The organism is Ruegeria sp. SATB045 (genome assembly GCF_059613525.1).
This window is the reverse complement of sequence record NZ_JBXWSR010000020.1, coordinates 423,074-449,835: the sequence shown is the minus strand read 5'-3', so window position 1 is coordinate 449,835 and position 26,762 is coordinate 423,074. Positions and strand designations below refer to the sequence as shown.

27 protein-coding genes, 1 tRNA gene and 1 pseudogene are annotated in these 26,762 nt (G+C 57.3%); 11 read left to right on the top strand and 18 right to left on the bottom strand.

Annotated elements, in window-relative coordinates; all coding sequences use genetic code 11:
* Positions 1–57: 57 nt before the first annotated feature.
* From parE to AC2FNR_RS09770, 3 genes are all read left to right on the top strand, one after another.
* On the top strand, positions 58–2,016 hold the full coding sequence (parE, locus tag AC2FNR_RS09780; RefSeq protein ID WP_170354640.1) for a DNA topoisomerase IV subunit B: 1,959 nt from the start codon (positions 58–60) through the stop codon (positions 2,014–2,016).
* Positions 2,009–2,773: a hypothetical protein gene (locus tag AC2FNR_RS09775; protein ID WP_496848927.1), complete on the top strand. Its 765-nt coding sequence runs from the start codon at positions 2,009–2,011 to the stop codon at positions 2,771–2,773. The genes parE and AC2FNR_RS09775 overlap by 8 nt, the downstream gene beginning before the upstream one ends.
* A 346-nt stretch (positions 2,774–3,119) precedes the next feature.
* Positions 3,120–3,401 (top strand): hypothetical protein, encoded by a 282-nt coding sequence (locus tag AC2FNR_RS09770; RefSeq protein ID WP_496848926.1) that lies wholly within the window; start codon positions 3,120–3,122, stop codon positions 3,399–3,401.
* Here the strand turns inward: AC2FNR_RS09770 and AC2FNR_RS09765 are convergent.
* The 9 genes from AC2FNR_RS09765 to AC2FNR_RS09725 form a co-directional block, all read right to left on the bottom strand.
* Entirely contained in the window at positions 3,391–4,170 is a 780-nt protein-coding gene (locus tag AC2FNR_RS09765; RefSeq protein ID WP_496848925.1) for an alpha/beta hydrolase, read from the bottom strand. The two genes, AC2FNR_RS09770 and AC2FNR_RS09765, sit on opposite strands and share 11 nt — an antisense overlap.
* Before the next feature lie 58 nt (positions 4,171–4,228).
* Positions 4,229–5,374, bottom strand: coding sequence for an iron-containing alcohol dehydrogenase (locus AC2FNR_RS09760; RefSeq protein ID WP_496848924.1), 1,146 nt, complete (start codon positions 5,372–5,374; stop codon positions 4,229–4,231).
* Positions 5,371–6,753, bottom strand: a complete 1,383-nt coding sequence (locus tag AC2FNR_RS09755) for an aldehyde dehydrogenase family protein (protein WP_496848923.1) — start codon at positions 6,751–6,753, stop codon at positions 5,371–5,373. The genes AC2FNR_RS09760 and AC2FNR_RS09755 overlap by 4 nt, the downstream gene beginning before the upstream one ends.
* Before the next feature lie 92 nt (positions 6,754–6,845).
* On the bottom strand, positions 6,846–8,207 hold the full coding sequence (locus AC2FNR_RS09750; protein ID WP_496848922.1) for a glutamine synthetase family protein: 1,362 nt from the start codon (positions 8,205–8,207) through the stop codon (positions 6,846–6,848).
* Positions 8,208–8,263: 56 nt separating this feature from the next.
* Positions 8,264–9,949 (bottom strand): Na/Pi cotransporter family protein, encoded by a 1,686-nt coding sequence (locus AC2FNR_RS09745; RefSeq protein ID WP_496848921.1) that lies wholly within the window; start codon positions 9,947–9,949, stop codon positions 8,264–8,266.
* A 148-nt stretch (positions 9,950–10,097) separates the two neighbouring features.
* Positions 10,098–11,132: a TRAP transporter substrate-binding protein gene (locus tag AC2FNR_RS09740; RefSeq protein ID WP_170752398.1), complete on the bottom strand. Its 1,035-nt coding sequence runs from the start codon at positions 11,130–11,132 to the stop codon at positions 10,098–10,100.
* A gap of 51 nt (positions 11,133–11,183) precedes the next feature.
* A complete protein-coding gene (locus AC2FNR_RS09735; protein WP_170354649.1) occupies positions 11,184–12,503 on the bottom strand; it encodes a TRAP transporter large permease in 1,320 nt (439 codons plus the stop codon).
* The gene (locus AC2FNR_RS09730; protein ID WP_170752394.1) at positions 12,500–13,084 is read right to left on the bottom strand and encodes a TRAP transporter small permease subunit; all 585 of its coding nucleotides are present in this window, start codon (positions 13,082–13,084) and stop codon (positions 12,500–12,502) included. Before AC2FNR_RS09730 ends, AC2FNR_RS09735 begins: the two co-directional genes overlap by 4 nt.
* Positions 13,081–13,836 carry an N-formylglutamate amidohydrolase gene (locus AC2FNR_RS09725; RefSeq protein WP_496848920.1) on the bottom strand — a complete coding sequence of 252 codons (756 nt, stop codon included), beginning with the start codon at positions 13,834–13,836 and terminating at the stop codon, positions 13,081–13,083. The genes AC2FNR_RS09730 and AC2FNR_RS09725 overlap by 4 nt, the downstream gene beginning before the upstream one ends.
* A gap of 155 nt (positions 13,837–13,991) precedes the next feature.
* On the opposite strand from AC2FNR_RS09725, the gene AC2FNR_RS09720 reads away from it, so the two are divergent.
* Together AC2FNR_RS09720 and AC2FNR_RS09715 are read left to right on the top strand one after the other, a co-directional pair.
* Positions 13,992–14,861, top strand: a complete 870-nt coding sequence (locus tag AC2FNR_RS09720) for a MurR/RpiR family transcriptional regulator (RefSeq protein WP_170752392.1) — start codon at positions 13,992–13,994, stop codon at positions 14,859–14,861.
* Between the two features lie 76 nt (positions 14,862–14,937).
* A pseudogene (locus AC2FNR_RS09715) lies at positions 14,938–15,693 on the top strand (hypothetical protein); the annotation flags it as partial.
* 7 nt (positions 15,694–15,700) lie between these two features.
* Here AC2FNR_RS09715 and AC2FNR_RS09710 read toward each other — a convergent pair.
* Positions 15,701–16,375 carry a TIGR04283 family arsenosugar biosynthesis glycosyltransferase gene (locus AC2FNR_RS09710; protein ID WP_170354652.1) on the bottom strand — a complete coding sequence of 225 codons (675 nt, stop codon included), beginning with the start codon at positions 16,373–16,375 and terminating at the stop codon, positions 15,701–15,703.
* A 73-nt stretch (positions 16,376–16,448) separates the two neighbouring features.
* On the opposite strand from AC2FNR_RS09710, the gene ygfZ reads away from it, so the two are divergent.
* Positions 16,449–17,186: a CAF17-like 4Fe-4S cluster assembly/insertion protein YgfZ gene (ygfZ, locus tag AC2FNR_RS09705; protein WP_496848919.1), complete on the top strand. Its 738-nt coding sequence runs from the start codon at positions 16,449–16,451 to the stop codon at positions 17,184–17,186.
* Between the two features lie 105 nt (positions 17,187–17,291).
* A complete protein-coding gene (locus AC2FNR_RS09700) occupies positions 17,292–18,236 on the top strand; it encodes an ABC transporter transmembrane domain-containing protein (RefSeq protein ID WP_496848918.1) in 945 nt (314 codons plus the stop codon).
* A 51-nt stretch (positions 18,237–18,287) separates the two neighbouring features.
* On the opposite strand, the gene efp is transcribed toward AC2FNR_RS09700, so the two are convergent.
* Positions 18,288–18,851: an elongation factor P gene (gene efp / locus AC2FNR_RS09695; RefSeq protein ID WP_170354655.1), complete on the bottom strand. Its 564-nt coding sequence runs from the start codon at positions 18,849–18,851 to the stop codon at positions 18,288–18,290.
* Between the two features lie 218 nt (positions 18,852–19,069).
* Between efp and AC2FNR_RS09690 the strand changes: the two genes are divergently transcribed.
* Positions 19,070–19,390, top strand: a complete 321-nt coding sequence (locus AC2FNR_RS09690; protein ID WP_108785849.1) for a DUF6280 family protein — start codon at positions 19,070–19,072, stop codon at positions 19,388–19,390.
* Positions 19,391–19,464: 74 nt separating this feature from the next.
* Here the strand turns inward: AC2FNR_RS09690 and AC2FNR_RS09685 are convergent, their stop codons facing one another.
* A complete protein-coding gene (locus AC2FNR_RS09685; RefSeq protein WP_496848917.1) occupies positions 19,465–20,034 on the bottom strand; it encodes a cobalamin biosynthesis protein CobQ in 570 nt (189 codons plus the stop codon).
* A 61-nt stretch (positions 20,035–20,095) separates the two neighbouring features.
* Between AC2FNR_RS09685 and AC2FNR_RS09680 the strand changes: the two genes are divergently transcribed.
* A complete protein-coding gene (locus AC2FNR_RS09680; RefSeq protein ID WP_496848916.1) occupies positions 20,096–21,553 on the top strand; it encodes a cobyric acid synthase in 1,458 nt (485 codons plus the stop codon).
* Positions 21,554–21,556: 3 nt separating this feature from the next.
* Here AC2FNR_RS09680 and AC2FNR_RS09675 read toward each other — a convergent pair whose 3' ends face one another.
* From AC2FNR_RS09675 to AC2FNR_RS09665, 3 genes are all read right to left on the bottom strand, one after another.
* Entirely contained in the window at positions 21,557–22,276 is a 720-nt protein-coding gene (locus tag AC2FNR_RS09675) for a hypothetical protein (protein ID WP_496848915.1), read from the bottom strand.
* Between the two features lie 74 nt (positions 22,277–22,350).
* Positions 22,351–23,769 carry a TolC family outer membrane protein gene (locus tag AC2FNR_RS09670; RefSeq protein WP_353390433.1) on the bottom strand — a complete coding sequence of 473 codons (1,419 nt, stop codon included), beginning with the start codon at positions 23,767–23,769 and terminating at the stop codon, positions 22,351–22,353.
* Between the two features lie 96 nt (positions 23,770–23,865).
* Positions 23,866–24,519 carry a protein-L-isoaspartate O-methyltransferase family protein gene (locus AC2FNR_RS09665; RefSeq protein WP_496848914.1) on the bottom strand — a complete coding sequence of 218 codons (654 nt, stop codon included), beginning with the start codon at positions 24,517–24,519 and terminating at the stop codon, positions 23,866–23,868.
* Between the two features lie 227 nt (positions 24,520–24,746).
* Here AC2FNR_RS09665 and AC2FNR_RS09660 point away from each other — a divergent pair.
* A tRNA-Cys gene (locus AC2FNR_RS09660) sits at positions 24,747–24,820 on the top strand.
* 68 nt (positions 24,821–24,888) lie between these two features.
* Here AC2FNR_RS09660 and AC2FNR_RS09655 read toward each other — a convergent pair.
* From AC2FNR_RS09655 to AC2FNR_RS09645, 3 genes are read right to left on the bottom strand one after another with little or no spacing between them, the layout of a single operon-like run.
* The gene (locus AC2FNR_RS09655) at positions 24,889–25,920 is read right to left on the bottom strand and encodes a site-specific integrase (protein WP_496848913.1); all 1,032 of its coding nucleotides are present in this window, start codon (positions 25,918–25,920) and stop codon (positions 24,889–24,891) included.
* Positions 25,917–26,108 (bottom strand): hypothetical protein, encoded by a 192-nt coding sequence (locus tag AC2FNR_RS09650; protein ID WP_496848912.1) that lies wholly within the window; start codon positions 26,106–26,108, stop codon positions 25,917–25,919. Before AC2FNR_RS09650 ends, AC2FNR_RS09655 begins: the two co-directional genes overlap by 4 nt.
* Positions 26,109–26,131: 23 nt before the next feature.
* Complete coding sequence (locus AC2FNR_RS09645; RefSeq protein WP_496848911.1) at positions 26,132–26,326, bottom strand: Arc family DNA-binding protein; 195 nt, start codon at positions 26,324–26,326, stop codon at positions 26,132–26,134.
* An 84-nt stretch (positions 26,327–26,410) separates the two neighbouring features.
* Here AC2FNR_RS09645 and AC2FNR_RS09640 point away from each other — a divergent pair, with 84 nt between their 5' ends.
* On the top strand, positions 26,411–26,749 hold the full coding sequence (locus tag AC2FNR_RS09640; protein WP_065270821.1) for an Arc family DNA-binding protein: 339 nt from the start codon (positions 26,411–26,413) through the stop codon (positions 26,747–26,749).
* Positions 26,750–26,762 lie beyond the last annotated feature (13 nt).

Genomic DNA, 26,762 nt, shown 5'->3' with positions numbered 1-26,762 from the left:
CCCCCGGACCACATCACCTGCCATAATGGATAAAACTCAAAAACAAGAGCAGCACCGATGCCCGACGATCTGTTGACGCCTGAAGCGACTTCCACCTATGACGCCTCCTCGATCGAGGTGCTTGAAGGGCTGGAACCCGTTCGCAAACGCCCCGGCATGTATATCGGCGGCACGGATGAGCGCGCGCTGCATCACATGGTGGCCGAAATCCTCGACAACTCGATGGACGAGGCGGTCGCCGGTCACGCCAACCGGATCGAGGTCGAGCTGCACGCAGATTACGCCCTGACCGTGCGCGACAACGGGCGCGGTATCCCAATTGATCCACATCCGAAATTCCCGGACAAATCCGCGCTTGAAGTCATTCTGTGTACCCTGCACGCGGGTGGTAAATTCTCGGGCAAGGCCTATCAGACCTCGGGCGGTCTGCATGGGGTTGGTGCCTCGGTGGTGAACGCCCTGTCGGACTCGATGGTCGTACAGGTGGCGCGGGACAAGACGCTGTTCGAACAACGGTTCTCACGCGGTATCCCCTTGGGACCGGTCGAGAAAATCGGTGCGGCTCCCAACCGGCGCGGCACCACCGTGACATTCCACGCCGATGCCGAAATCTTTGGCCACCACAAGTTCAAACCGGCGCGGTTGTTCAAATCCATCCGGTCCAAGGCCTATCTGTTCTCGGGCGTGGAAATCCGCTGGAAATCCGCCATCGACGACGGCGAAACGCCGACCGAGGCCACGTTCCATTTCCCCGGCGGCCTGTCGGATTACCTCAAGGAGACGATGAACGGCTCGTCCACCTACGCCGAGCAGCCCTTCGCAGGCACCGTGGACTTCACCGAGAAGTTCGGGACACCGGGCAAGGTCGAATGGGCGATCAACTGGACACCTTCGCGCGATGGGTTCATCCAATCCTACTGTAACACCGTCCCCACCCCCGAAGGCGGAACACACGTGGCGGGATTCTGGGCCGCGATCCTCAAGGGGATCAAGGCTTATGGTGAGCTGATCAACAACAAGAAAGCCGCGCAGATCACCCGCGAAGACCTGATCACCGGCGGCTGCGCGCTGGTGTCCTGCTTTATCCGCGAGCCGGAATTCGTCGGCCAGACCAAAGACCGTCTGGCCACGGTCGAGGCCCAGCGACTGGTTGAGAATTCGGTCCGCGACCATTTCGATAACTGGCTGGCCGCGGACACGAAATCTGCCGGCGCGATCCTCGACTTTGTGATACTCCGAGCCGAGGAACGTCTGCGCCGACGAGCCGAGAAAGAGACACAACGTAAATCCGCCACTAAAAAACTTCGTCTTCCCGGCAAGCTGGTGGACTGTAGTAGTTCAACACGGGACGGCACCGAATTATTCATTGTCGAGGGCGACTCGGCCGGTGGCTCGGCCAAAATGGGGCGTGACCGCAAAACGCAGGCCCTGCTGCCTCTGCGCGGCAAAATCCTGAACGTGCTGGGCGCGGCCAGTTCGAAACTGGGCACCAATGCCGAGATCAACGATCTGACCCAAGCGCTGGGTGTGGGCCTTGGCACCAAGTTCAACGTCGACGACCTACGCTATGACAAGGTCATCATCATGACCGACGCGGATGTGGACGGCGCGCATATTGCGTCCTTGCTGATGACATTCTTCTTCACCCAGATGCGGCCCATGATCGACGCGGGCCACCTGTATCTGGCCTGCCCGCCTCTGTATCGCCTGACCCAAGGCGCCAAACGCGTCTATTGCCTGGACGAGGCCGAGCGCGACGAATGGCTGGAAAAAGGTCTGGGCGGCAAGGGCAAGATCGACGTCTCTCGCTTCAAGGGCTTGGGCGAAATGGACGCCAAAGACCTGAAAGAGACCACGATGGACCCGGCCTCGCGCAAGCTGATCCGCGTCACGATTGACGAGGACGAACCCGGCGAAACCGGCGATCTGGTCGAGCGCCTGATGGGTAAGAAGCCCGAACTGCGGTTCCAGTACATTCAGGAGAACGCGCGGTTTGTTGAGGAGTTGGATGTCTAAGACCAGAAACTTACAGCGAGCGAAGGCCCGCCATCGCCGTATTTTGCCGCAGAAAAAAATTGGTGTTTTCGAAATTGCAATTTCCATTAGCACATTGCTCATTGGCATTGGAAGCTTAGCTACGGCGTTTGTTCAAATTCGCCAGCAAAACGAACACCAATTGAGAAACGAACTTCTTGAAAATCCGAATTTCCAAATTCAGAGCGAACTATGGCCCGGCGTGATCGATATCAGCAGCGGCTGGCTTCCCGAAAACGAGTCAATAACTGTCTGGGGCGACACGCGCCACGCTAGGAATTTTAGTATCCAACATATTTCTGTATTGGAAATTAGACTGCGTGGGAGTGGGGAGAACGATGAATATGCATTTCCAATATCCGACTATTTTTATTTCTGCACTATCTCGGCTTACCCAGAGGAACAAAATAAGATATTCCATTGCCAAGGTCAAAGTAACGCGAATTTCAGCAGAAATTTACATGTTGAAAGTAGGTTGAGTGAAGAAACGCAGTATGATTACTTCCAAGTTTCGCACTATTTCCGGATAGACTACGAGAATTTGGCTGGTGCAAAATTTCGGCAATATATTCTTTCTGACCCATTTCGCGTTATTGTAACGGATGATGCACCGATCGTTTTTTCGAAAATGAATGACAAGATCCTGAATGACGAGACTGTGTCTATTAACTATTCTCTAGTGGACATCAAAAATTTAGTTGAAAAGACCAAAGAGCTGGCCTTAGGTGAAATTAACTAACTGCAACTTAATATACACTATCGTCACAGCGGTTAATCCTAAAAGTGTGCAGGCTAGGTGCCGACAATATTTACTCAAAACAACGACAAGAAGTCTGAGGTAGCTATCGTAACAATTCACTTTTTTGAACCAACATTAGAATGTCGGATCCGGCGCGAGCTTTACGCAACGCTCCAAGCATTGGGTATGTGACCAGAACATGTCTGCAAACGCCCTCTACACCCCCTTGCCTAACCCGTTGATCTCGTTCACACTTACCCTCAAAACGTCATTCAAGAGCGATATTTGAGGTTCTCGAGCGTCCAAGACCCAATGAGACCAAGTGATTTTCGAACGGGAGGACGACATGAAGACAGCAACCCTCGGGCTGGCACTGGCATTGCTGGCCAGTCAAGCAACCGCGCAACAAACGCTCAGCACTGCATCGCCAATTCCGGATGGGGCTGAGACCCGGTTTTGCTATTACGCAGGCATGGCCTATTCACAGGACGCTTTTGTCGTGATCTTCGGCGACAATACTGTGACCGACACGATCAGTACCCGTGAAGAGCACCTACTGCGCTGTGTCAAGAACGACGACGGCTCACTCAGCTGGAAACCCCAAAGCAGCTTTCAGATCAGTCGGTGACACCCGGCGTCTGATCCAGCCAATCCGCGATCTGTCCGGCCGGTCCTTCCCAGCCGGGCTCCATAAACAGAAAATGCGCGTGGTTCTCGGCGGGTAGAAAGGTTGCGCGGTCGCCGTAGAGTTTCGCCAACGCGCGGCAGGTGTTGGGGTTCACGGCCCGGTCCTCGGTGCCGGAAACGATCAGGACGGGACAGTCGATCTTGTCGATATCCACCTTCATCGCGTGGTGGTCGTCGAACATCCAAAAGAACATCTCGAACATCACTCGCCCGCTTTCGGGGCCGAGTTGGTCGAACACCTCATGCTGCTGCGCTTCGGGCATTTTATTCAGCGCAAAGGGCGCCATCAGGTCGAAATCAACCCGCATGGGCTGTTTCCAGAATGCCCCTCCCTCCATCAGCGCACGCGGCACGGCGCGCTCATCATCGGTTTCAGGCAACGTCCCCCAGGCAGCGTTCGGGTTGATCAGAACAATGGCACTGGCCAGCCCGCGAGACGCCACCTGCTGCGCCACAACCCCCGCGATGGCGTGGCCGAGCAGCACTGGCTTGCTGTCCAGCCCCTGCACGAATGCGGCGATGTCATCGGCGTAGTCCATGACGCTGGTGTCGGTCAGGCCGGGATCGGGCTCGGCCTTAGGGTCGCCGCCATGGTAGCGCAGCGCAGGGGTGTGAACCGTCCAGCCGCGCGCGCGGAAGAAGCCCGCGTAATCCTCCATACACCACGGCCCGGCAAAGGCCCCGTGGATCAGAACAATCTCTTTGGTCATGAAAATCTCCCTCACCTGCACACAGTATGCGAGGTGAGGGAGCGGGTCTGCAACCCTGTTACAGCGCGGCTTTGAACAGCGCGGTCAGGTTGTCTTCGGTCAGTTCAATCGGGTTGCCGCCACAGGACGGGTCGGTGATCGCGCCTTTGACCAGTTCAGGGATCGACGCTTCGGTCACGCCCAGATCAGAGAGTTTGCGCGGGATGGCAAAGCTGTCGTTGAACTCCTGCACAAAAGCGCGGAAGCCGTCAAAGCCGCCTTCTATGCCCAAATAGGCCGCGGCCTGCTGGAGCCGGTCGGCGATGGCGGGCGCATTGAAGTCCAGCACGGCGGGCATGCAGACCGCGTTGGTGGTGCCGTGATGGGTGTTGAACACCGCGCCAATCGGATGGCTCATCGCGTGGATCGCGCCGAGGCCCTTTTGGAACGCCGTCGCGCCCATTGCCGCTGCGCTCATCATTTGGGCGCGGGCTTCGATGTCGGTGCCATCGGCATAGGCGCGCGGCAGGTAGTCCTTGACCAGCCGCATCCCTTCCAGCGCGATTCCTTGGGACATGGGGTGGTAATGCGGGCTGGAGAACGCCTCAACACAATGGGCAAACGCGTCCAGACCGGTGCCTGCGGTGATGAACTTGGGCATACCCACCGTCAGCTCGGGGTCGCAGATCACGACCGCGGGCAGAACCTTGGGGTGGAAGATGATCTTCTTCGCGTGCGTTTCCGAGTTGGTGATGACGCTGGCGCGACCCACCTCGGACCCCGTCCCGGCGGTGGTCGGCACGGCAATGATCGGTGCGATGGCGTCAGCATCCGCGCGAGTCCACCAGTCGCCGATATCCTCAAAATCCCAAACAGGGCGGGTCTGACCGCACATGAAGGCAACCATCTTGCCAAGATCCAGCCCCGAGCCGCCACCAAAGGCAATCACCCCGTCATGGCCACCCGCATTATAGGCGGCAACCCCGGCTTCGAGGTTCTTTTCATTAGGGTTCGGGTCTACTTCGCTGAACAGCCCTCGTCCCAGCCCTGCGGCCTCGAGGATATCCAGAGTGGCCGTGGTGATCGGCAGATCGGCCAACCCCTTGTCAGTCACCAGTAGTGGGTGTTTCATCCCGGCAGCCGCGCAGGCCTCGGGCAATTCCTTGATCCGGCCAGCGCCGAACTTGATCGCGGTCGGGTAAGACCAGTTTCCAACAAGGCTCATGATGTCACCTTTTTCAGATGGTAGGATTTGGGACGTGTGAGGTTGTGATAGCCGATGACCGACAATCCGCCCCCGCGCCCGGTATTCTTGCAGCCGGTCCAGCACAGGCCCGGGTCCAGGTAATCTGCGCGGTTCATGAACACGGTACCGGTTTCGATCTGGTCCCCCACCCGCGCCGCACGATCCACGTCGCGGGTCCATAGGCTGGCGGTCAGGCCAAACTCGCTGTCATTCATCAGCGCGATGGCTTCTTCGTCCGAGGACACTTTCATGATGCCCACAACCGGGCCAAAGCTCTCATCCCGCATCACGCGCATGTCATGGGTGACATTCGTCAGGATCTGCGGCGTCAGGTAGGCACCGCCATCATCCTCGGCAAAGGTCTTGATATGGGCGACGGCACCTGCCGCGACCGCATCAGAAATCTGCGCGCGTACCTCATCAGCAAAACGAACATTGGCCATCGGGCCGATCGTCGTTTCAGTGTCTAGCGGGTTGCCCAGCTTATAACCCTTTACGACCTCCACCGCCTTGGCGACGAAATCGTCGAACAGGCTCTCATGCACATAAATCCGCTCGATCCCACAGCAGCACTGGCCCGAATTGAACATGGCCCCGTCGATCAACGTATCGACCGCCGCATCCAGATCGGCGTCGTCCATGACATAGCCCGGATCCTTGCCACCCAACTCGGTGCCAACGCCAGTAAATGTGCCTGCCGCTGCGCGTTCCATCGCCTGCCCGCCCCCGACTGAGCCGGTGAAGTTTACGAAATCAAACGCCTTGCCCGCGATCAGATCATTGGTCACGTCATGGCTTAGGAAGACTTTCTGGAACACATCCGCGGGCACTCCCGACGCATGGAACGCCTGCGCCATACGCTCACCCACCAGCAAGGTCTGCGTGGCGTGTTTCAACACCACCGCATTGCCCGCGATCAGCGCAGGCGCAACCGTGTTGATCGCCGTCATGTAGGGGTAATTCCAGGGTGCCACCACAAACACGACCCCGTGCGGGATGCGCTTGATATAGCGTTTAAAGGTCTCATCCTCACCCACGGCGATATCGGCCAGAGCGTCTGAGGCAATTTCGGCCATATGACTGGCGCGCTCATTGAACCCGCCAAACTCACCGCCATAGCGCACCGGTCGGCCCATCATATGCGCAAGCTCTGGAACGATCTCATCATTCATCGCGCCCACAGCAGCCACACCTGCCATCACAAGATCAACCCGCTCCTGCAATGGGCGCGCCGCCCATTCCCCCTGCGCCGCACGCGCCCGCGCGGCGGACTTGAAAGCCGCTTCTGCCGACAGCACTTCACGCTCTGCATAAACCGATCCATCAATCGGCGAGACACATTTCAACATCTGCCCCATCTTCACTCCATTTCCGAAAGAAACAGGATCCCTGCTTCATCTGGCCAAAAATACCTCGGGGAGCGCGAGGGGCTGGCCCCTCGCTTCCACCGCTAAGCCCGCTCAAACCCGCGCGCAATTTCCCAATCGGTCACCACACGCTCGAACTCTTCAATCTCGACCTCTGCCGCGCGGGCGTAGTGATCGACCACGTCATCCCCCAGAGCCGCGCGCAACATGGCCGACCCATGCAACGCATCCCGCGCCGCACCCAGATTGCCGGGGATCATGCCTGTTTCCCCCTGGTAGACGTCGCCCTGTGTCGGAGGCTGCAATTCCAGCGCTTCCTCGATCCCGGCAATCCCTGCAGCCAGCATCCCGGCCATCGCCAAATAGGGGTTCATGTCCGAACCCGGAATCCGGCACTCCACCCGAACCGCCTTGGTGCCATCGCCGCAAAGACGGAACCCCGCCGTGCGATTGTCCACCGACCAGATGATCCGCGTCGGCGCAAAAGTACCCTTCATGAACCGCTTATAGCTGTTGATATAGGGGGCCATAAAATAGGTGTAATCAGCGGCGTATTTCAGCAAACCCGCCATATAGCTTTTCATGATACCCGACATGCCCAGCGGATCTTTTTCATCAAAAAAGGCTGGCACCCCGTCCGCCCAAAGCGACTGATGCACGTGGGACGAGCTGCCGACTTTCTCATGATGCCATTTCGGCAGGAACGTCGCCGCGTGGCCGTGCTGCCAGGCAATCTCTTTCACCGCGTTCTTGGCGATCGAGTGATACTCGGCCGTCTCCATCGCGGGGGCGTATTTGATGTTTAGCTCTTCCTGCCCGGTCTCAGCCTCACCTTTCGAGTTCTCGACCGGAATCCCCGCGTTCCACAGATGGTTGCGGATCGGGCGCATCACATGCTCTTCCTTGGTGGTCTGCAGGATGTGATAGTCTTCGTTATAGCCCGAGATCGGCTCCAGATCGCGAAACCTTTCCTTGCGGATCTGGTCAAAGCTCTTCTCGAACAGGAAAAACTCCAGCTCGGTGGCGCACATGGCGTCATAGCCCATGGCCTTCAGCCGGTTCACCTGCTTTTTCAGGATGGACCGAGGTGCGTGGGGTACTTCCTCATGCGTATGGTGATCCAACACATCGCACATCACCATGGCGGTGCCCTCAAGCCACGGAACCGGGCGCAGAGTGCTTAGGTCAGGCTTCATCACATAGTCGCCGTATCCGCGTTCCCAGCTGGTGGCAGCATAGCCATCGGGCGTCGCCATCTCGAGGTCGGTGGCCAACAGATAGTTGCAGCAATGGGTCTCTTCCCACGCGCCCGCCACGAAATGCCCCGCGTGGAACCGCTTGCCCATAAGACGCCCCTGCATGTCGACCATGCAGACCAGCACGGTATCGACCTCACCGGCTTCGACCTTGGTTTTCAGGTCGTTCAAACGTGCTTCATTGCCCATCCCGTTCATCCTTTGTCACTTTCCGGGACTGTTGTCCCAAGCTCTTGCCCTCGGCCTTAGTCCTCGACCGTTTCGTTATCCATTTCCATCACCAGACGTGTCTCCAGCACCTGCCCGCTTTGGTAGAGGATCGGATAGGCGATGGCGGCGATATGCCCGTGCAGGTCGCGCATGGCGCGCAACGTCTCAAGATGTAGATCACTTGAGGCAAAGCTTTCGGTCTGCCCCCTCTCAAGCCGCTTCAAATGCGCCTTTCGGCTGTTCCGCGACAGGCGCTTAACCTCGGCTTTGTCAAGCACCAAACGGCGGGCGCAATCCATGTCATCCACCAGCAGCACATGACGAGCCAGAGAGAAACTGGCCAGCACCGCCGCGTGCAAATCCTTGAGTTCCTTCCAGCCCTGTGCCGAAAAATCGGTGCGTTCGGTGTGTTTGATCTGCGCAGTTCGGGTCATGCGGTTCGACACCACGTCGCCCGCCGCCTCAAGCCGGATCGCGTATTCGACCAGGCCGCGCGCCGCCTTGATCTGCGCTTTGTTCATGTTCTGGCGCGGCAGTCGGGCAACAAAGCGTCGGATTTCGGTCAGCTGCGCGTTCACCCTCTCATCCTGCTGCCACAGGGCCGAGATCGCATCGCTGTCATCCTGCTCGTAGATATCCAGAACCGGGCGGAACATGCGCTCAACCTGTGTGACCATCTGCAACAGCTCATGCCGGACCGAGGACATCGCAACATTCGCCCCCGAAGCGCTGGGATCGTTCAGTGGGCTAAGCGCGTCCGAGAAGTGGTCCATCGCGTGCGCCTTAACCTCGGGCTCGGGCAGCAGCAGCGCCATCGGTCGCTCCATCCAGTTCACGAACCCTGTGGCCAGCACAAAAACGGCGAGGTTGAATCCGATATGAGCCAGGATCAACGACTGCCCTGCCCACGCGACCATCAACGTCTGATGCGTGCCGGTCACGTTGACCACAATCAGCATCACCAGCGCAGCGCTGCCGCGTAGCAGAAGGTTGGCCAGTGGAATACGACGCGCGGAAACGGTCAGGTCACGGGTCAGCCAGATCGGAATAAAGGCCGAGCCCAGATTGGCCCCAAGAACCAGCGACAGCCCGGCAGCAAAAGGGATGGCTCCAATCTGAACCAGTGTCACGCACATCAGGATCGTCGCAACCGAACTGTGCATGACAAAGGCCAGTACCGCGCCCACGATAAAGGCGCTGAAATAGTCGCTTTCCAGATAGCCCGCGATGGCGGGCAAAAAGGCGCTCTCGCGGATCGGATCAACCGCATCGCGCAAGAACTGCAATGAAACCAGAATGAACGCGATGCCCAGAACAATGCGCCCGATCAGCCGCACATTGGCGCGGTCGGACTTGAGATACAGCCACCCGCCCAGCGCCAACAGCACGGGCTGCAGCCAGCCCAGATCATAAGACAGAACCTGAATGACAAGCGCTGCACCCAGATCCGCGCCCAGCACCCCGGCCAATGCAAGGCCAAAGCTGACCATGCCTGCCGCAGCAAAACCGGTCAGCAAAACTGTAACCGCAGCCGAGCTTTGCAGGATCGTTGCCAGAACCATGCCGGCGCCACCGGCAACAAACGTGTTGGAATGACGCGTCAGCAGCGACTGGAACAATGCGCCAAAACGTCTTTCGATGCCCGTACGGACCAGCCGCACTGCAAACAGCAGCAACATGGTCGCCGCAAAAATCTCGATCAGGAACCCAGCTATCGCCATTGGCCTATACCCCCCTCGCCCGGTTCACGCCAACGCGCGACCAGAATGTTTTTGTCTGTTTCAGAGGCAAGCGTAGCATCAGGGATCGGGGGTCCAGAGGTCCAATACCGGCACGCGACCGAGGCCGCGCGCCGAAATTGTATGGAATTTAGCCGTAGCGATAAGGCCGTCCGGCCTTGAGCATATCGGCGTTATACTGCTTGAAGATTTCGACAACCTTGGCCTTGGTTTCGGATTCAGCCGCGATCTCATCCCAGAAGGCAACGGCGGCCTCTTCGACCTGCGCCCATTCTTCATCGGGGATCGTGGTCAGCTGCATCTTGTCGCCATTGACACGCAGGCTGGCCTCGCCGCCCCAATACCACCACTGACGATAGTAGTGCGACTGGTCACAGCATACGCGGAACAGGGTCTGCAGGTCTTCGGGCAGCTCGTTCCAGCGGTCCATATTGGCAAAGAACGACCCGGCCCATGCACCTGAGATATTGTTAGTCAGGAAATAGTTGGTCACATCGGCCCAACCCACGGTGTAGTCCTCGGTGATGCCCGACCACGCGATGCCGTCCAACTCGCCGGTTTGCACTGCGACCTCGATGTCTTCCCACGGCAGAGTGACTGGCACAACACCGAACTGCGACAGGAAGCGGCCCGCTGTCGGGAAGGTGAAGACGCGCTTGCCCTGCAGGTCGGCCAGGCTGTTGATCGGATCTTTGGTGGCAAAGTGGCACGGATCCCAAGCACCCGCGCTGATGTGCTTGACGCCGACCTTGGAATATTCCTCATCCCAGATCTCGTTCAAGCCGTATTGGTTGAACAGCACCGGCACGTCCAGCGAGTAGCGCGAGGCAAATGGGAAATAGCCGCCGAACACGGTCACATCGGTGGGCGAAGCCATCGAGTCGTCATCTGACTGAACCGCATCAATCGTGCCTTTCTGCATGGCGCGGAACAGTTCTCCGGTGGGAACCAGCTGATCAGCATAGAACAGCTCGATCTGCATCCGGTCACCAGCGATCTTGTTGAACATCTCGATCGCGGGGTCGATCACATGAGCAGCCAGCGCAGGACCGGCATAGGTTTGCATCCGCCATGTGATCGTGCTTTGCGCCAATGCCGGCGCGGCCAGAGGGGCAGCGGCAACGCCGACCCCGGCTGTTTTCAGAAACTTACGTCTTGTTGTCATGTCATTTCCTCTCTGTTGCAGGTTTGCGTGCCTCTTGAGCGGGCATTCTTGTTAATTTCCGTAGACATATCCGGGCAGCCACAGGGCCAGTTCCGGGAAGATCATGATTATCGTCAGCGCCAGCACCATCACCGCCACGAACGGGAAGATCGAGCGATAGATGTCGCGCAGCGTGATCTCGGGCGGGGCCATCGCGCGCATCAGGAACAGGTTATAGCCGAAGGGCGGCGTCATATAGGCGATCTGGGTGGTGATCGTATAAAGCACCCCGTACCAGATCAGGTCAAATCCGAGCACGCCCACCAAAGGCACATAGAGCGGCGCCACGATGACCAGCATTGCTGTGTCGTCCAGAAACGTACCCATGACGATAAAGCTGAGCTGCATCAGGATCAGGATCACCCAGGGCGACAGGCCAAGCTGTTCGGTGAACAGGTTGTCGATGGCTTTCACCGCACCCAGCCCGTCGAACACCGCGCCAAAGCCAAGAGCCGCAAGGATGATCCACATAAACATGCACGAAATCGCCAGTGTCTGCTTGGTGCAGTCTTCGAAAATCTTCCACGTCATGCGGCGTTTCACGACTGACACCACCAGCGCCGTCAGCGCCCCGATGGCCGAGCTTTCCACCAGCGAGGTCCAGCCATTCACAAAGGGCACCATCATAGCGGCAAAGATGATCAGCGGCAGTGCGCCCGCGCCTAGCAGCCGCAGCTTTTCCGCGCGTGGCACTTCATGGGCGTCTTTCATCGCGGGGCCAAGCTCGGGCTGAATGCGACAACGGATCCAGATATAGAGGATGAACATACCCGCCATCAGCAGCCCCGGCACGATCCCCGCCAGCCACAGTTGCCCCACCGGTTGCCGCGCAATCATCGCATAGAGAACCAGCACGACCGAGGGCGGTACAAGGATGCCCAGGCTGGACCCCGCCTGAATGACACCCGTGACCATCGTCTTGTCATAGCCCCGCCGTAGCAGTTCCGGCAGCGCAATGGTCGCGCCAATGGCCATCCCCGCGACGCTCAGCCCGTTCATGGCCGATACCAGCACCATCAGGCCAATCGTGCCAATCGCGAGCCCGCCATTCACCGGACCCATCCAGACATGGAACATCCGGTACAGGTCATCGGCCAGACGGCTTTCCGACAGCACGTAGCCCATGAAAATGAACATCGGTAGCGTCAGCAGCGGATACCACTTCATCAGCTTCATCGCGGCCGAGAACGTGATGTCCTGCCCGCCTGTGCCCCACAGGGCCAGCGCCGCAACAGTGGCGACCGCACCAATCGCGCCAAACACACGCTGACCTGTGAACAGCATCAGCATCATCGACGCGAACATGAAAATGGCGATGTATTCCTGGCTCATGCCCGAGCGACCCCGATTTCCTGCCCGTTGATCCGGGCAATGTCTTTGAAAAATTCCGAAATTGCCTGCAGCAGCATCAGGAAGAAGCCCAGCACCATGATCGCCTTGATCGGCCAGATGTAAGGCCGCCATGCGGTGGACGAGCGTTCTAGCCGCCCGATCTCTTCACTGCCGGTCAACAGACCAGTGAAGTACGAGATCGGGGAATCCCCCCAATATCCAAGGCTATAGGCGGTGGACCCCAGCCCGCCGTAAAACAGCACGCCCAAATACAGGATCAACAGCAGAACGGTGAAGGCGTCGAACCACGCTTTTTTCTTGTGGCTCCAGTTGTGATAGAACAGGTCCATCCGCACGTTCGAGCCCAGCTGGATCGAATACGGCCCGCCCATGATGTAATAGGTCACCATGGCAAACTGCGCCATTTCCAAGGTCCATAGCGATGGCAGGAAGAAGGTTTTCGAGACCGACGACCACAGCAGGATGCCCATCATAACGAACAGACCCCACATCATCACCCGTCCGATCCTGTAATTGACCGCGTCAACAACACGGACATATACGCGCATGGCCCGGATCATTCTGCCGCCCTTTCTTCAAACCCCGAAAGGGTTCGCGATATCCAAGGAACAAGGCAGCCCGCGACCGCATTTTGCTGCTCGGACGTGCGGATCAGATCGTTTCGAACCTCGATCATCACGTTCAGCAAACCATTCGGCAAAGCCTGCGCATCCAGAGTGTGTGCAACACCATCAGCGGCCGAGTATGGCTCGTTCAACATCGTAACATAAGGGTTTTCAACCGCCTTATGCGCCATCATCGCTGCTGCAAACCGGTCATCGGCGCCGTGCAGGATACCCAGTTCGACCTGTCGGCGCTTGCCCAAATAGACCGGAGTGAAACTGTGGACCGTCACCATCAGCTCAAGCGTTCCCCGGTGCTGCAGGATCAGCTTGGAGAGGGCTTGGCGAAACGGTTCGTAGACGCCCTCAATCCGCGCCTGCCGTTGATCCTGCGTCATCCGAGTATTTGCGGGTATGTCGATATCTTCACTGCGCGACGGCATAGCGCCTTTTGCCTCGGGCGGCCGGTTGCAATCATAGACCAACCGGGACACACCACCATGTACCAGCGGTGCGGCCATTTGCACCGACATCCGCTTGGCCACCGCCAAAGCTCCGGGATCCCATGCGATGTGGCTTTCACGTGCCTCAGCACTTAGCCCCATATCCCCCAGAAACGCCGGGATCCGGTTCGACGCGTGCTCGCAGACAAGAACGACTTTTGGCGCACCGTCTGCCATATCCGTGTGAACGACTGTTCCGAAATCCAACCTACTGCCCTGCGATTCCCAAAATCCTCATTGCGGAAAAATTTCCACACAGTCCGATCACCTGTCAATAATTTTCCTGTATAATTTTCTCCACACTTGATCTTGATGAAAAATTATTCACATTATGCCTTTGTCGCATACAGGAGGATCGTTCAGTGCGGGTGACGGACAGGCTGCTGGCCCATCGGGACAAGATGACGCCCTCGGAACGGCAACTGGTCAGTGTTCTGCTGGATGACTATCCAATGGCCGGGCTGGGCAGCATTACCGAATTGGCCAGCACCGCCTCGGTTTCGACCACCACAGTTGCGCGGATGTTGCAAAAGACCGGGTTTGACGGCTATCCGCAATTTCAGGCCGCCCTGCGGGGCGAAGTGAAAGAGATGATCTCGGGGCCCATAGCCAAGCGCGACGTCTGGCAAAACGACTTGCCCGAGGAACACATACTCAACCGCTACTCCCAGCAATCCCTCGCCAATCAAAAGCGCACGATTGATGAGGTCGACCCAGAAGAATTCGACAGTTTTTGCAACCTGTTATCTGATCCCGATCGGCGCATTTTCATCACTGGGGGGCGCATCACGGGTACAATGGCGCAGTACCTGTACCTGCATTTGCAAATGATCCGTCCCGACGTCCGAATGCTACCGGTGGCTGCGTCGTGGACCCATGATCTGCTGGATGTACGCAAAGATGATGTCCTGATCGCGCTGGACGTGCGACGATATGAAAACTCGACCATGTTGATCGGTCAGCTCTGCCAGGAACGCGGGGCCGAGATTGTGCTGTTCACAGACCAGTGGCGTTCCCCCATTCACCGGCTGGCCAAACATACCTTTGCCGCACGGATCGCGGTGCCGTCCGCTTGGGATTCGATGGCGTCAATCCTGACACTGATGGAATGCGCCATCGCCGAGGTTCAAGAACGCCTTTGGGACTCAGTCAAGAACCGCACCGACGAGCTTGAGGCCGCTTTTGACCGCACCAAGCTGTTTCGTAAATTCGGCCAAAGCTCGGGTTCTTAACATCTGAATTTGCTATAATTTACAACTGCCCGTGATCAGTGTTGCCACTTGGGGGCCGCGCGTTCACTTTATGGGCATGAGCTTTATCGCCGATAACCAACTGCCGCTTCTGATCCTGTTCTTTCTGGTCGGACTCGTGGGCACCGGGTTTCTGTTCCGCAAACCTGCGGGGCATCGGGCGTGGAAACTGGCCGATCTGGTTTGGGTCGTGTTGGGCGGTATCGGTGCGTTGGTTGCCGTTTTGGCCGGTCTTTACACCGCCGACAGTTCTCGGTTGGACCGGCAGATCGACGTAGCCTATGCCGCAACCCTGGCCTTTGACCGAGACGCTGCCCGCTTTCGCCTGCGGTTTTGCGATCCGGCCTATGATGATGACATTGGCGTTCTATGCGAAAAGGTGGAGTTCCTATCGGCCTCAACCGCCAGCAACGCTGACCTGCCCCTGTTTATCGCCGTGACCAACGAAGTCGCGCCGCTGCAAGGATTGCACTTCCTATTCGGACGTCAGGCAAAAGACGATATGGACGACGCACGCGCGATGGCCGCAAAGGCCAACGCTTTCGACATTGACCAGTTTCTTGTCTTTACGACCGTTGACGACAAGACCCAGATTGCCATCGACAATATGCGCCGCAAGGTGCCTGCGATAGCCGGTGACTATCTGATCCTTGCCCGAAGCTATGAGGATCTGATTGCGCAGGTCGGAAAGCTGAAGGACGAATGGGAATACCTGCAGGCCAACGCACATATCCTGGTGCTGCAGATTATCGCTTTGTGCCTTGTCAGCTTCGCCGCCCCGTTCCGATTGGGCAAGTCGATCGTAGAATTGCGCACTGCCTTCAGCGCCGATACGCCCGCGCCAGTTTTGCAGGATCTGCCCCCAGAAAATACCGCAACAGAGTCCACAGATTCCGCGCCCCTCGGCGCATCCACCCCGCCTTCTGGTATCGATCCGCGCTCGTAAACGCACGAGAAGGCAATAACGCGACGCCCCGCACCCGGCGCATAAGTGCAACGTCTTCCATGAGGGGTTGATCCGGGAACCCTCCGGCCTGTTCATAAGTCCGTCGCGGGATCAGCAACCCCTGATCCCCATAGGGTAACCCCAACACCCGGCTGCGCAGATTGGCCCATCCAGCAACCCAACCGGGCGCAAATCCCACAGCGCGAAACGCCAGTCGGAAAACCGCTGGCTTGCCTGATCGAAGGTGATCGCCGACAGCTTTGGTCCAACCATCCTCGAGAACCGTGTCGGCATGCAGAACCAGCAGCCACTCGCCTCTCGCCTGTTTGCACCCGCGACGCAACTGCCCGCCACGCGACGCGGCGCCGGTGACGATCTCGGCCCCGGCCTCATCCGCAATCTCCAGAGTTTGGTCGGTGGATCCGCCATCCGTAACGATCAATTCGCGGATCAGCCCGGTGTGCAGTCCTTCCATCAATGCCTGAAGGGTCGCAGGCAAGGTCTCGGCCGCGTTCAAAGTCGGAATGACAATCGAGATCGGTGCTGGCACGTGGATTACCCTCTGGTCTTGTCGGCGCGAACTCCTATATCACGGGACCGAGGGAAAGCACGAGGATACCCCCATGCCCAATCGCCGCATCCTGCGCCTGAGCGGCGCAGACACTGACAGTTTCCTGCAAGGGCTGGTGACAAATGACATCGGCGGGCTTCAGGATGGTCTGGTCTATGCTGCGCTTTTGACTCCGCAAGGCAAATATCTTGCCGATTTCTTCCTCAAGCGCGAAGACGATGCGGTACTGCTGGATGTGGCCGAGATTTTGGCCGAAGGGCTGGTCAAACGTCTTGGGATGTACAAGCTGCGTGCGGACGTCACCATCGAGGAAAGTGGGCTGAACCTGCAGCGAGGCACCGGCCCGGCACCACAAGGTGCCTTACCTGACCCGCGTCACGCTGACATGGGCTGGCGGGCCTACACCGCAGCACCCGAAAGCGATGATGACTCCGATTGGGATGACATCCGCGTTCGCCATTGCATCCCGGAAACAGGCATCGAGCTGACCCCAGAAAGCTATATCCTTGAATCCGGGTTCGAACTGCTGAACGGTGTCGATTTCAAAAAAGGCTGCTATGTCGGGCAAGAGGTTACAGCTCGGATGAAGCACAAAACCGAGCTGCGCAAGGGACTGCGCCACGTGACGGTAGATGGAAGCGCGCCGGTCGGGACTGAAATCTTTGCAAACGGCAAGCCAGTGGGAACCTTGTTCACCCAATCTGGCGGCGCCGGAATTGCCTATCTGCGACTGGACCGCGCCACAGGGGATATGCAGGCCGATCTGGCCAACGTTCGTCTAAGCGATTGAATTGTTGCACAAGCGGCACGGCTGAACTGCGGCACAGCGCGTATAGATTGCACCCCCTACCCTGGCCCTGTCACAATACGGGCAGGTCACAAGACGGGTGCGGGCATGTTCAAACTATATAGGGCAATCTGGCGTGCCAGTGCCGGACGGCAGATCATCCTTATCATTCTTTCGATCGCCGTGGCCGCTCTGGCGGCTGTGCCGCTTGAATTTCAGCGCGACATTATCAATCACCTTACAACCGAAGATGTGAAGGCTGACCGCCTGTTATGGCTAGGGGCCGGTATGATGGCGGTCATTCTGCTAAGCCTCGGCCTGAAATGGGTTCTGGGTTACCGCGCCGGAACACTGGGCGAAGACATGGTCCGCCTGATCCGCCAACGGCTGTTGTTGCGTTCGGCCGATCTGAATGAAACCGGCGAAGATGTGCGTAAGGGCACCATGACCACCGCCATTTCCGCCGAGGCCGAAGAGCTTGGCAAATTCGCAGGTGGTGCCTTTTCTGACCCCGTCGTGCAGATCGGGACGTTGATCAGCGTGATCGGCTATATCTCATCGACGCAACCGGGGCTGGGGCTGATCGCGTTCTCGATGATCGTTCCGCAGATCGTCATCGTGCTGGTTTCACAGCGCAAGGTGAACGTCTTTGTCGCCGAACGAGTCCGCATCCTGCGCAATGCAACCGACCGACTGACCACTGAGCAGATCGAGGAAACCTCGCGCGAGATCGAGACTGAATTCGATTCAATCTATGAAACTCGGCGCAAAATGTTCATCTGGAAACTATCCGCCAAATTCCTGCTGAGCGTCATCAATGGCGCAGGTACTGTTGGCATATTGATGCTGGGTGGCTGGCTGGTCCTAGAAGGCCGCACAGATGTTGGCACTGTGGTCGCTGCGACAAGCGGGTTGGCCCGGATACAGGGACCGACCGCGTTTCTGATCGCCTTCTACCGACAGGTCAGCGCCAACCGCATCAAGTATGAGCTGATGTTGGAACTGTTCGGCCCCAACCCCGAGCAATACCGCCGCATCAAGCGCCGCACATAAAAAAGGCCGCGTATCGTTGCTGACGCGGCCTCTTGGTGATTTCAACGCGGATCAGGCGCGTTCGGAATATTCCATGGTCTCAGTGTTCACCACGATCATCTCATCCTGACCAACAAAGGGGGGAACCATGACCTTGATGCCATTGTCCAGAATGGCCGGCTTGAACGAGTTCGCCGCGGTCTGACCTTTTACGACCGGTTCGGTTTCAACGATCTTGCAGGTCACCTTTTGGGGCAACGAGGCGTTCAGCGCCTCGGATTCGTAGAACTCGACAACAATTGTCATGCCGTCCTGCAGAAAAGGGCGACGCTCACCCAACAGGTCCGATGGCAGTTCGATCTGCTCATAGGTCTCGGAGTCCATGAACACCAGCATCCCGTCGGATTCGTAGAGGAACTGCTGATCCTTCTGTTCCAGCCGCACCCGCTCCACCTTGTCCGCCGAGCGGAACCGTTCGTTCAGTTTCGAGCCGTTGCGCAGGTTGCGCAGTTCGACCTGAGCAAAAGCGCCGCCTTTTCCGGGCTTTACGTGATCAACTTTGACAGCGGCCCAAAGACCGTCATTATGCTCAAGCACATTGCCGGGGCGAATTTCGTTCCCATTTATCTTGGGCATGACATAAATCCTTCACAAACGGTTGATGCGTCAGTTGCGCTTCCTATATCTGGCGGGACAACACGTGGCAAGACAACGAAACCTTGTGTTGCAGGTGCAGCGAGCCATGCAGATGACGCAACGCAACTATGCATATTAGCTGTATCCGAATCACACTTTATCGGTCATAAGGACCGTCACGCCGAAAATGCAAGAGCAAGAACAACAAGGAAAACGAGATGAGAGATTTCGTTGACGGCACCGCCTTTAACAACGAACAAGGCAACCGTGCGCGCAAACTTTTTGCAGCCGTTGTGTTGGCTGCGCTGGATGATGCTATTGCCGATGACAAGAAATATGGCAATGGCCCCGAACAAATTGCCCGCTGGGCACGTTCGCGCGACGGCCGCGAAGTGCTGTCCTGCGCCGGTATCGACCCGAACGAACGGGTTGTGAGCGGCTTAATGGATTTCGTTGGCCGTGGTGTGCGCACCTCGGTTGCACTGTCGCGTGAAGAAAGCGAACGCCGTAACGCTGCTCAGCAGGCCGAAGCCGCCTGACCTAAGCCGCTGTTTCCAAGAAAAAGCGCGCTCGTGCATTGCAGAGCGCGCTTTTCTTTTGGACAGTGGCTATCTCAGAAAAACATCAGCCATTGCCGCGCGACCCATATTTCCGCTCCAAGCAACACCCCAAAGAACATCTTGGTCGAAGCGTCTAACCCGCGCCGCCAGAGTATCACGTAGGATGCCGCACACGCCGTGATCGAGACGGGAACAACCCATTGCGCATGATGGGCACTGTCCCAATAGCTGACCGGGCTATGAAAAACCCAGTTGCTTATCGGCCAAAACTGCGGCCGCCCATCCCCGGCATGCAATACAAAGTCGGTTATCAAATGCAGTAACCCGGCCGAGGCCCCAAGGACCACAGGTCGCGCGCCCACCCACAGCGCCACGACTAAAGCCAACCCCCAAACCAGAAACGAATTGTCGATGGCGAACACTGTTTGCCATGCATCGGAATAGTACAGTTGCCCGAAGACCACCTGCTCGGGGATACCCAGAATGAACAGCGACACACCAGCCATCAGGTAAAGGGACAGATCCGGCAAAACTGATCCGATCAACACTGCGCGCAGAATGCGCCCTTGCGGCGGGCGGGCAAAGAGGGCGGCCCCGATCAAAAGATGGGCAGGTGTGTTCATCCGGTCTTTTCCTCTGCCGTCAAATCGGGTCATGTGCCCGTCAGGTTATAGGAGATCAATCATGGTTCGCGCCATCATGATTCAAGGTACTGGCAGCAATGTGGGCAAATCGGTTCTCGTGGCCGGCCTGGCACGCGCTTATTCACGGCGTGGGCTTAGAGTGGCTCCGTTCAAGCCGCAGAACATGTCGAACAACGCAGCCGTAACCGAAAACGGAGGTGAGATCGGGCGTGCGCAGGCGCTGCAGGCGTGGGCTGCGAACAGGCCAACTCACACCGACATGAACCCGATCCTGCTGAAGCCCGAAACCGACACCGGTGCTCAAATCATCGTTCAGGGTCAAAGGGCGGGCACGATGAAGGCGGGTGACTACCGCAAGGACAAATTCAAGCTGTTGAGCGCCGCGCTGGAAAGCTTTGACCGTTTGTGCGGTGATGCCGACCTTGTCCTGGTCGAGGGCGCAGGCAGTCCGGCTGAAACCAACCTGCGCAAGGGTGATATTGCCAATATGGGATTTGCTTGCGCTGCAGGCGTACCCGTAGTGCTGGTCGGCGACATTCACCGCGGCGGCGTGATCGCGCAGATCGTGGGCACGCAGGCTGTGCTGGATGCCGGTGACCTTGCGATGATCAAGGGCTTTGCAGTGAACCGATTCAAGGGCGATGTGTCCCTGTTCGACGAGGGGCGCGATGACATCGCCGCACGTACCGGTTGGCCATGCCTGGGCGTCGTGCCGTGGTTCCAAGACGCCTGGAAGCTGCCCGCCGAAGACATGATGGACATCCGCTCTCACACCGGTGGGGCATGCAAAGTTGTAGTCCCGCAACTGGAACGCATGGCAAACTTCGACGATCTGGACCCGCTGTCTGCCGAGCCCGGCGTCACGGTCGAGGTCATTCCAGCTGGTCGCCCCCTACCCGGTGACGCGAACCTCGTGCTTTTGCCCGGCAGCAAATCCACCATCGGTGATCTGACCTATTTCCGCGCACAGGGTTGGGACGTTGACCTTTATGCCCATGTGCGGCGCGGGGGGCATGTGCTGGGTCTGTGCGGCGGCTACCAGATGCTTGGCAAGACCATCTCTGACCCCGAGGGCGTGGATGGGCGACCCGGTACTGTCGAAGGTTTGGGTCTTTTGAATGTTGAGACCGTCATGGTCGGACAGAAAAAAGTGACACTCCGAACGGCGCGCGCCCTACCGGGACACGAGCCGGTAACTGGATACGAAATCCACATGGGTCGCACGGATGGCCCCGATTGCGCGCGTGCCTGGCTCGAGGTTGCAGGCCGCGCCGAAGGTGCCACTGATACAACCGGACGCATCCGCGGCAGCTACCTGCACGGCATATTCTCATCAGATGCGTTCCGCGCGCGGTATTTGTCGGAACTAGGCGTAACTTCCGATCTGTCCTATGAGGACGGTGTCGACAAGACATTGGACGCACTGGCCGATCATTTGGAACAGAACATGGACTTGGACCGACTGCTTTCGCTGGCCGAAACACCCCGCAGGGCGTGAGCGTTAGTCGGGCTTGTGTTCCGCCAGCGCGCGGTAGATTTCGCGCCGCACCAGTTTGCGAACGTTGCGCGTGATCCGCTCACCCAATACGCCCTGCAGTTCTTCGCGAACCACCTGTGCGATCAAGTCCCGGAGCGCGTCTTCATCCAGCGGTGTGTGCTCCGTTTTAACGTCTTGCACCGGGTCAGCCTTCGCCGTCACCTTCGGGTCGCGGATGAAAGTGGCTTTGGTTTCCGAGACGAGCGGTGCGTCAGCGGCAATTGCTTCGTCTTCGTCGGCCTCGGCCTGCCAACTCAACGACTGAGTCAAGGTCCCAGCATAGGCATCTTGACCTTCACCGTCAGGTTCCCACTGATCCTCTGTCTTGGCGATCGCCGCCTCCAGCGCTTCGATCTTCGAGCTCAGGCTTTCAACAGGATCGTTTACGTGTTCTGTTGGCTCTTCAATGCGTGGCTCGTTTTCTTTCACTGCGTCGGACGCCCGCAGAACCATGGGCTTCACAGAGACCTCGGCCGCATAGCCTGATACCACCGTATCAGACGGAGTTTCCTTATCGCCTTGGGATTCGCTTACGCGCAAGGAATCGGTCAGAACCAACCGGCCAGGCTTACGCGCACGAGTGGATTGCATGATATCCGGGATTTTGCGGCCTTCTTCGCTTACCAACCGCTTAATAGAGGACAGGACGTCCTCTACATTCCCGTTTGCGACATTGTCCGACATTCTTGAATACCACTCTTTCCTCAGGATTGAGTGTAGCCAAACACTTTCAACCTCACAACAGATAGTCGCGGCGTTTAATCACGCCGCAATGCTTTGAGGACGCGATCCAGATCCTTGCTCTGCCTGCTAACCTGTGCTGGGGCTTTCTTCACCAGATTGTAATAAAGCGTCGGATCATAAATCTGCACCGCAAGACCCAGGCGTTCAGCGGTAAGCAAGCCTTGCGCTTGCAGCAGCTGATATGCCGCCCGCGACCGTTCAGTGCGCGAAGCAACTTCGTTCAACTGCGCATCCAGCAGATCTTGCTGCGCATTAAGCACGTCCAGCGTGGTCCGAGCACCCAATGTTGCTTCTTCGCGGATGCCATCAAAGGCAACTTGCGAGGCCCGAACCTGTTCTGTCGAGGCCCGGAGGCTAGCCGCTGCAGCCTGAAAGTTGGCGTAAGATGCCGAAACACCCTGAGTGATATCCTTTTGGACGTTTAGCAAGTTGGCGCGGGTTGCATCACGTGTCGCCATAGCGCGGCGGACCTGAGCGGCCAACGCACCGCCAGCGTAAATAGGTTGGTTGAAGTTCAACGCGATCCTTGCATCTTCGAGGTCATCATCATTGTCAAAGCTTTCGGTGATACCAGCATCGGCGTTCAGTGACACGTTCGGACCCAAATTGGCCCTTTGCTGCTGAACCAGCAGATCAAAAGCGCGCACTTCATGCTGCGAGGACAAGATCGCCGGGTGGTTGCGTTGCGCAAAAGCAATGGCCTCAGATTCTGAATTGGGAAGGCTCGGCAAATTGGGCTGACCCGCCGTAGCGCCGGGGGCATTACCAACAGCGTTCACATATTCGGCCTGCGCGGTGCTGAGGTTACCGCGCGCGACCGCCAGTTCTGCCTGTGCACTGGCAAGCTGTGCTTCGGACAGCGCCACGTCAGTACGAGTTACTTCACCAACGTCAAATCGGTCCTGCGACGCACGCAGTTCTTCGGCCGAGACTTCGACATCGTTTAACTGAATTTGGACGGTTTCTTCTTGAAGAACTACATCCAGATAAGCGTTCACAGCCCGGAACAAAACGGCTTGTTCGATATCAATCAGATTTTGACGCGTGGACAGAACGATTTCTTGCGCAGACTGTTTGCCCAGCACCGAAAAACCACCATCATAGATCAATTGGCTCAACGTCAGGCCGGTAAAGAAGTTAGTCGGTTCCTGACGGTTCACAACGTCATCAACAGTCGAGCGAGTGTAGTCTTGACTGATTTGCACGGTCCAGTTGATGATCGGCCGCAAAGCTGCCAGCGCAATCGCAACGTCTTCGTCAGCAGCACGCAGCAAAGCCCGGTTCTGCTCGAGCAACCCGCTCGTATTGTATGCCCCGATGAACGCATCCGTCAGATTATCCGCCCAGGCGAACCGCCCGGGTAAAACACTAAGCGCAATTCCGGCCGTCAGCGCCATCGCCTTGACCAGTTTACCTCCCGCTTTGGAACTCATCACGAAATCCTCTCAAATCAAAAATTACGCTGCCCTGTCGACAGTTTGCGTGTTTGTTTTCAACTAATCAAGGCGACAGAAAAAACTATCACGGAATTATAGCGAAAATACACTTTCTGTGGAAAATGCCGCCAAAACCGGTGCATTGGCGTTGAACGCATGACGCCAGGTCACACGGCCATTCGACTTATGACCGATCCGAACGGTGCCCAGTGCACCTTCCATGAACACGCACGCAATTCGACCGTGGTCTTTCAACTGATCAATCAGCCTGTCCGGAATCTGCTCGACCCCTCCTTGCACCATGATCACGTCGTATGGCCCATGCTCGGTCGCGCCTTGCTCGAGCGGCCCGACATGGACGATGGCATTGTCGGCGTCTGCGTCCATAAGAATGGTCTGAGCCTCTGCTGCCAGGTCTTCGTCGTCTTCCACGGCCACGACCAATTCGGCCATCCGCGCTGCAATTGCTGTCGAATACCCCATGGCCGGAGCAATATCCAACACGGCTTCATCATTAGAAATATTCAACACATCCAGCATCTTAGCCAGAGTTCTGGGTTCAAGCATACAGCGACCGTTCCCGAGGTCGATCAGCTCCTCGACATACGCCGCCTCGCGCTGCGAATCCGGGACGAAATTCTCGCGCCGGACGGTAAGCATCGCGTCGATGATAGGAAATTTCGTGACGTCAGAGGGTCGGATTTGCGTGTCAACCATTGTACGGCGACGGGCTGCGAAATCTGTCATTGGATCGCTCGTTCTGTTCCCTAGTGTGCGTGGCTTGTGCCATATCCAGAAGAAACCGGCAACGCCTCAGTGCCTTCAAACTTACGATATCAGGCAATAATTCAGGACAAGAGCACTGCTGTGACAAATAAGCAGACTGAAATTTGCGCCCACCCCTCTGGACGCCCCAGACGAAAGCTGCTAAAACGCCGGTCACACCACGACAAGTATTTGATTTTACTTGAAAAGGCGAGTTGGCGGAGTGGTGACGCAGCGGATTGCAAATCCGTGTACACCGGTTCGATTCCGGTACTCGCCTCCAATAAAATCAATGACTTGCGTCATCCTTACTCTCCTTCACTGCCATTTTTGAAACAACCGTTGAAACTTTCACGTTTCGGTCTTGCTTCGTTCCATTTGATTTCTTGCCTCTTGAGCGCGCTTCGCGAGCTCTCTTTGCCGGATCGGCCCACCGTACTTTTTCAGCATTTCAACGCCTGAATGGCCGGTGACCGCCTTGACCATTTCGTCATCACATCCAGCCAGATAAAGCTCGATCGTCGCATTTTTCCTGAGCCCGTGCGTTTTGTAGTAGCTCGCCTTCTCGTGCTTCATCTTCTTTTTGATAGTGCGCATTTCCTCCGCAACGATCCGGTAACTCACTGGTCGCCCCTTGGCGTCGGTTACAACAGTGCCGTCCGTTCGTGCGAGCCCGTCGAGATGGGTTTTCAGGCGGTCTGTAAGCGGAATCCACAGCGGCTTGTCGGTTTTACCCTGCGTGAAATCGAAACCTTCATCGGAAAAGTGCGCCCACTTCATCTTCACGACATCGCCGATCCGCTGGCCAGTTCCAACGCAAAGTTCATAGACCAGCCGAGCACGATTTGAAGCCAGCGCTTCGAACTCGGCACGAACGTCATCGGGCCAAGGTTCCCAGCCATCGCTTTGCTGCTTGAAAAGCGGTATGCCCTTTGCCGGATTGCCGTGCTCTTTCTTGATGAAGCCGATCAACCGGGCGTGATTCATCAAGACGACCATGACCTGGACAAGATAGTTGGCTTGCCGCCAATGATCCGCATTTGCCCGGTGCAATTCATAAATGTGATGGGTTTCGATCCTGGCCGGGTCTTTGTCGGCCCAGATCTCGCGAATGTGGCTGATATACCGCCGATAGTCGGATCTCGTCCGAGGCTTCAGCTTCTTGTAGGCGTCGCTCTCGTAGTAGCTAAGGATCAACGCCTCAAAATTGCGCTTCACCGGCGCTGGAGCAGGCTTTCCTTTCAGCAGGCGATTGTAGTGATCCCAAAATTCCGGCGTGCCCGCGTCCTCGTGCATCATGACCGAGATACCGCGCGAACGCCGGATGAACCGGAGATACCCCCGGTCATTGTAGACGTATTTGGGCAAGCTCTTGCGAGTCATTCGCCCATTCTCAGATTATTGTTGAGAAAGTCGTCTGCCGCCTCTGGCGCGACCATGTTGGCATCGACGATGACACTGCCATCCGGCTTGATCTCAAATTTTGCCCTCTGCCAACCTGCCTCCCGCGCCTCACGGATGAAGGCGGAGGCTGCCTGTCTCGCCTTTGTCTGTACACTTGCTTTGGTCATATGATCGACACCTCTCTTAATCGTTAACAACGCGCACTATCACCCTGATCCATATTGATATTTCCAACTGATCCGAGTGCGGACCTCCTGTCTTTCGCCGCGCGAATGGCGCGGATCACTTCTGAATTTTGGGAGTTTCCATTGCGATCTGACTCCGCCTTGATCCACTCCTTGAGCTCTTGCGGAAGCCGAAGTTGCATTGGTTTACGACTTTTCATGAAACGCCTCCAGGTTGAAACCACAATCTGTTAGTGGCACTTAGCCACTATTGCGTCAATTGCTTTTTATGGCACAGTGCCACCATGCCAGAACAAAGCTCTCAAAATCAGGATAAATTCATCGTGCGTCTGCCAGACGGCCTGCGCGATCGAATACGCCTCGCGGCCGAGGCCAACCATCGCAGCATGAATGCTGAGGTCGTTGCCCTCCTCGAAGAAAACTATCCGGCCCCTGTACCGGAAAACGTCACCGATCCTGCTGCAAGGCTTCTTTTTTGGCTTGCCAAAAGAATACGACGCAGAACGCCTAAACCGGGCTCAGCGAGAGAGCGCCAAGCGGCGCTGTACGAGAGCATCGCGAGCGACATTACCGCTCGGATGGAGGCGATTCATCAGAGCAATCAGAAAGGCGGCAATGGTTAGCGAATTGAACGTT

Bases quoted from the DNA above. Each gene is read 5' to 3' on its own strand.
- AC2FNR_RS09675 (WP_496848915.1), bottom strand. From the start codon at position 22,276: ATGTCGGACAATGTCGCAAACGGGAATGTAGAGGACGTCCTGTCCTCT.
- AC2FNR_RS09770 (WP_496848926.1), top strand. From the start codon at position 3,120: ATGAAGACAGCAACCCTCGGGCTGGCACTGGCATTGCTGGCCAGTCAA.
- AC2FNR_RS09685 (WP_496848917.1), bottom strand. From the start codon at position 20,034: ATGAACACACCTGCCCATCTTTTGATCGGGGCCGCCCTCTTTGCCCGC.
- efp (WP_170354655.1), bottom strand. From the start codon at position 18,851: ATGCCCAAGATAAATGGGAACGAAATTCGCCCCGGCAATGTGCTTGAG.
- AC2FNR_RS09700 (WP_496848918.1), top strand. From the start codon at position 17,292: ATGTTCAAACTATATAGGGCAATCTGGCGTGCCAGTGCCGGACGGCAG.
- ygfZ (WP_496848919.1), top strand. From the start codon at position 16,449: ATGCCCAATCGCCGCATCCTGCGCCTGAGCGGCGCAGACACTGACAGT.
- AC2FNR_RS09765 (WP_496848925.1), bottom strand. From the start codon at position 4,170: ATGACCAAAGAGATTGTTCTGATCCACGGGGCCTTTGCCGGGCCGTGG.
- AC2FNR_RS09730 (WP_170752394.1), bottom strand. From the start codon at position 13,084: ATGATCCGGGCCATGCGCGTATATGTCCGTGTTGTTGACGCGGTCAAT.
- AC2FNR_RS09760 (WP_496848924.1), bottom strand. From the start codon at position 5,374: ATGAGCCTTGTTGGAAACTGGTCTTACCCGACCGCGATCAAGTTCGGC.
- parE (WP_170354640.1), top strand. From the start codon at position 58: ATGCCCGACGATCTGTTGACGCCTGAAGCGACTTCCACCTATGACGCC.
- AC2FNR_RS09740 (WP_170752398.1), bottom strand. From the start codon at position 11,132: ATGACAACAAGACGTAAGTTTCTGAAAACAGCCGGGGTCGGCGTTGCC.
- AC2FNR_RS09775 (WP_496848927.1), top strand. From the start codon at position 2,009: ATGTCTAAGACCAGAAACTTACAGCGAGCGAAGGCCCGCCATCGCCGT.
- AC2FNR_RS09680 (WP_496848916.1), top strand. From the start codon at position 20,096: ATGGTTCGCGCCATCATGATTCAAGGTACTGGCAGCAATGTGGGCAAA.
- AC2FNR_RS09650 (WP_496848912.1), bottom strand. From the start codon at position 26,108: ATGACCAAAGCAAGTGTACAGACAAAGGCGAGACAGGCAGCCTCCGCC.
- AC2FNR_RS09655 (WP_496848913.1), bottom strand. From the start codon at position 25,920: ATGACTCGCAAGAGCTTGCCCAAATACGTCTACAATGACCGGGGGTAT.
- AC2FNR_RS09735 (WP_170354649.1), bottom strand. From the start codon at position 12,503: ATGAGCCAGGAATACATCGCCATTTTCATGTTCGCGTCGATGATGCTG.
- AC2FNR_RS09665 (WP_496848914.1), bottom strand. From the start codon at position 24,519: ATGACAGATTTCGCAGCCCGTCGCCGTACAATGGTTGACACGCAAATC.
- AC2FNR_RS09670 (WP_353390433.1), bottom strand. From the start codon at position 23,769: ATGAGTTCCAAAGCGGGAGGTAAACTGGTCAAGGCGATGGCGCTGACG.
- AC2FNR_RS09690 (WP_108785849.1), top strand. From the start codon at position 19,070: ATGAGAGATTTCGTTGACGGCACCGCCTTTAACAACGAACAAGGCAAC.
- AC2FNR_RS09755 (WP_496848923.1), bottom strand. From the start codon at position 6,753: ATGGGGCAGATGTTGAAATGTGTCTCGCCGATTGATGGATCGGTTTAT.
- AC2FNR_RS09750 (WP_496848922.1), bottom strand. From the start codon at position 8,207: ATGGGCAATGAAGCACGTTTGAACGACCTGAAAACCAAGGTCGAAGCC.
- AC2FNR_RS09745 (WP_496848921.1), bottom strand. From the start codon at position 9,949: ATGGCGATAGCTGGGTTCCTGATCGAGATTTTTGCGGCGACCATGTTG.
- AC2FNR_RS09645 (WP_496848911.1), bottom strand. From the start codon at position 26,326: ATGAAAAGTCGTAAACCAATGCAACTTCGGCTTCCGCAAGAGCTCAAG.
- AC2FNR_RS09640 (WP_065270821.1), top strand. From the start codon at position 26,411: ATGCCAGAACAAAGCTCTCAAAATCAGGATAAATTCATCGTGCGTCTG.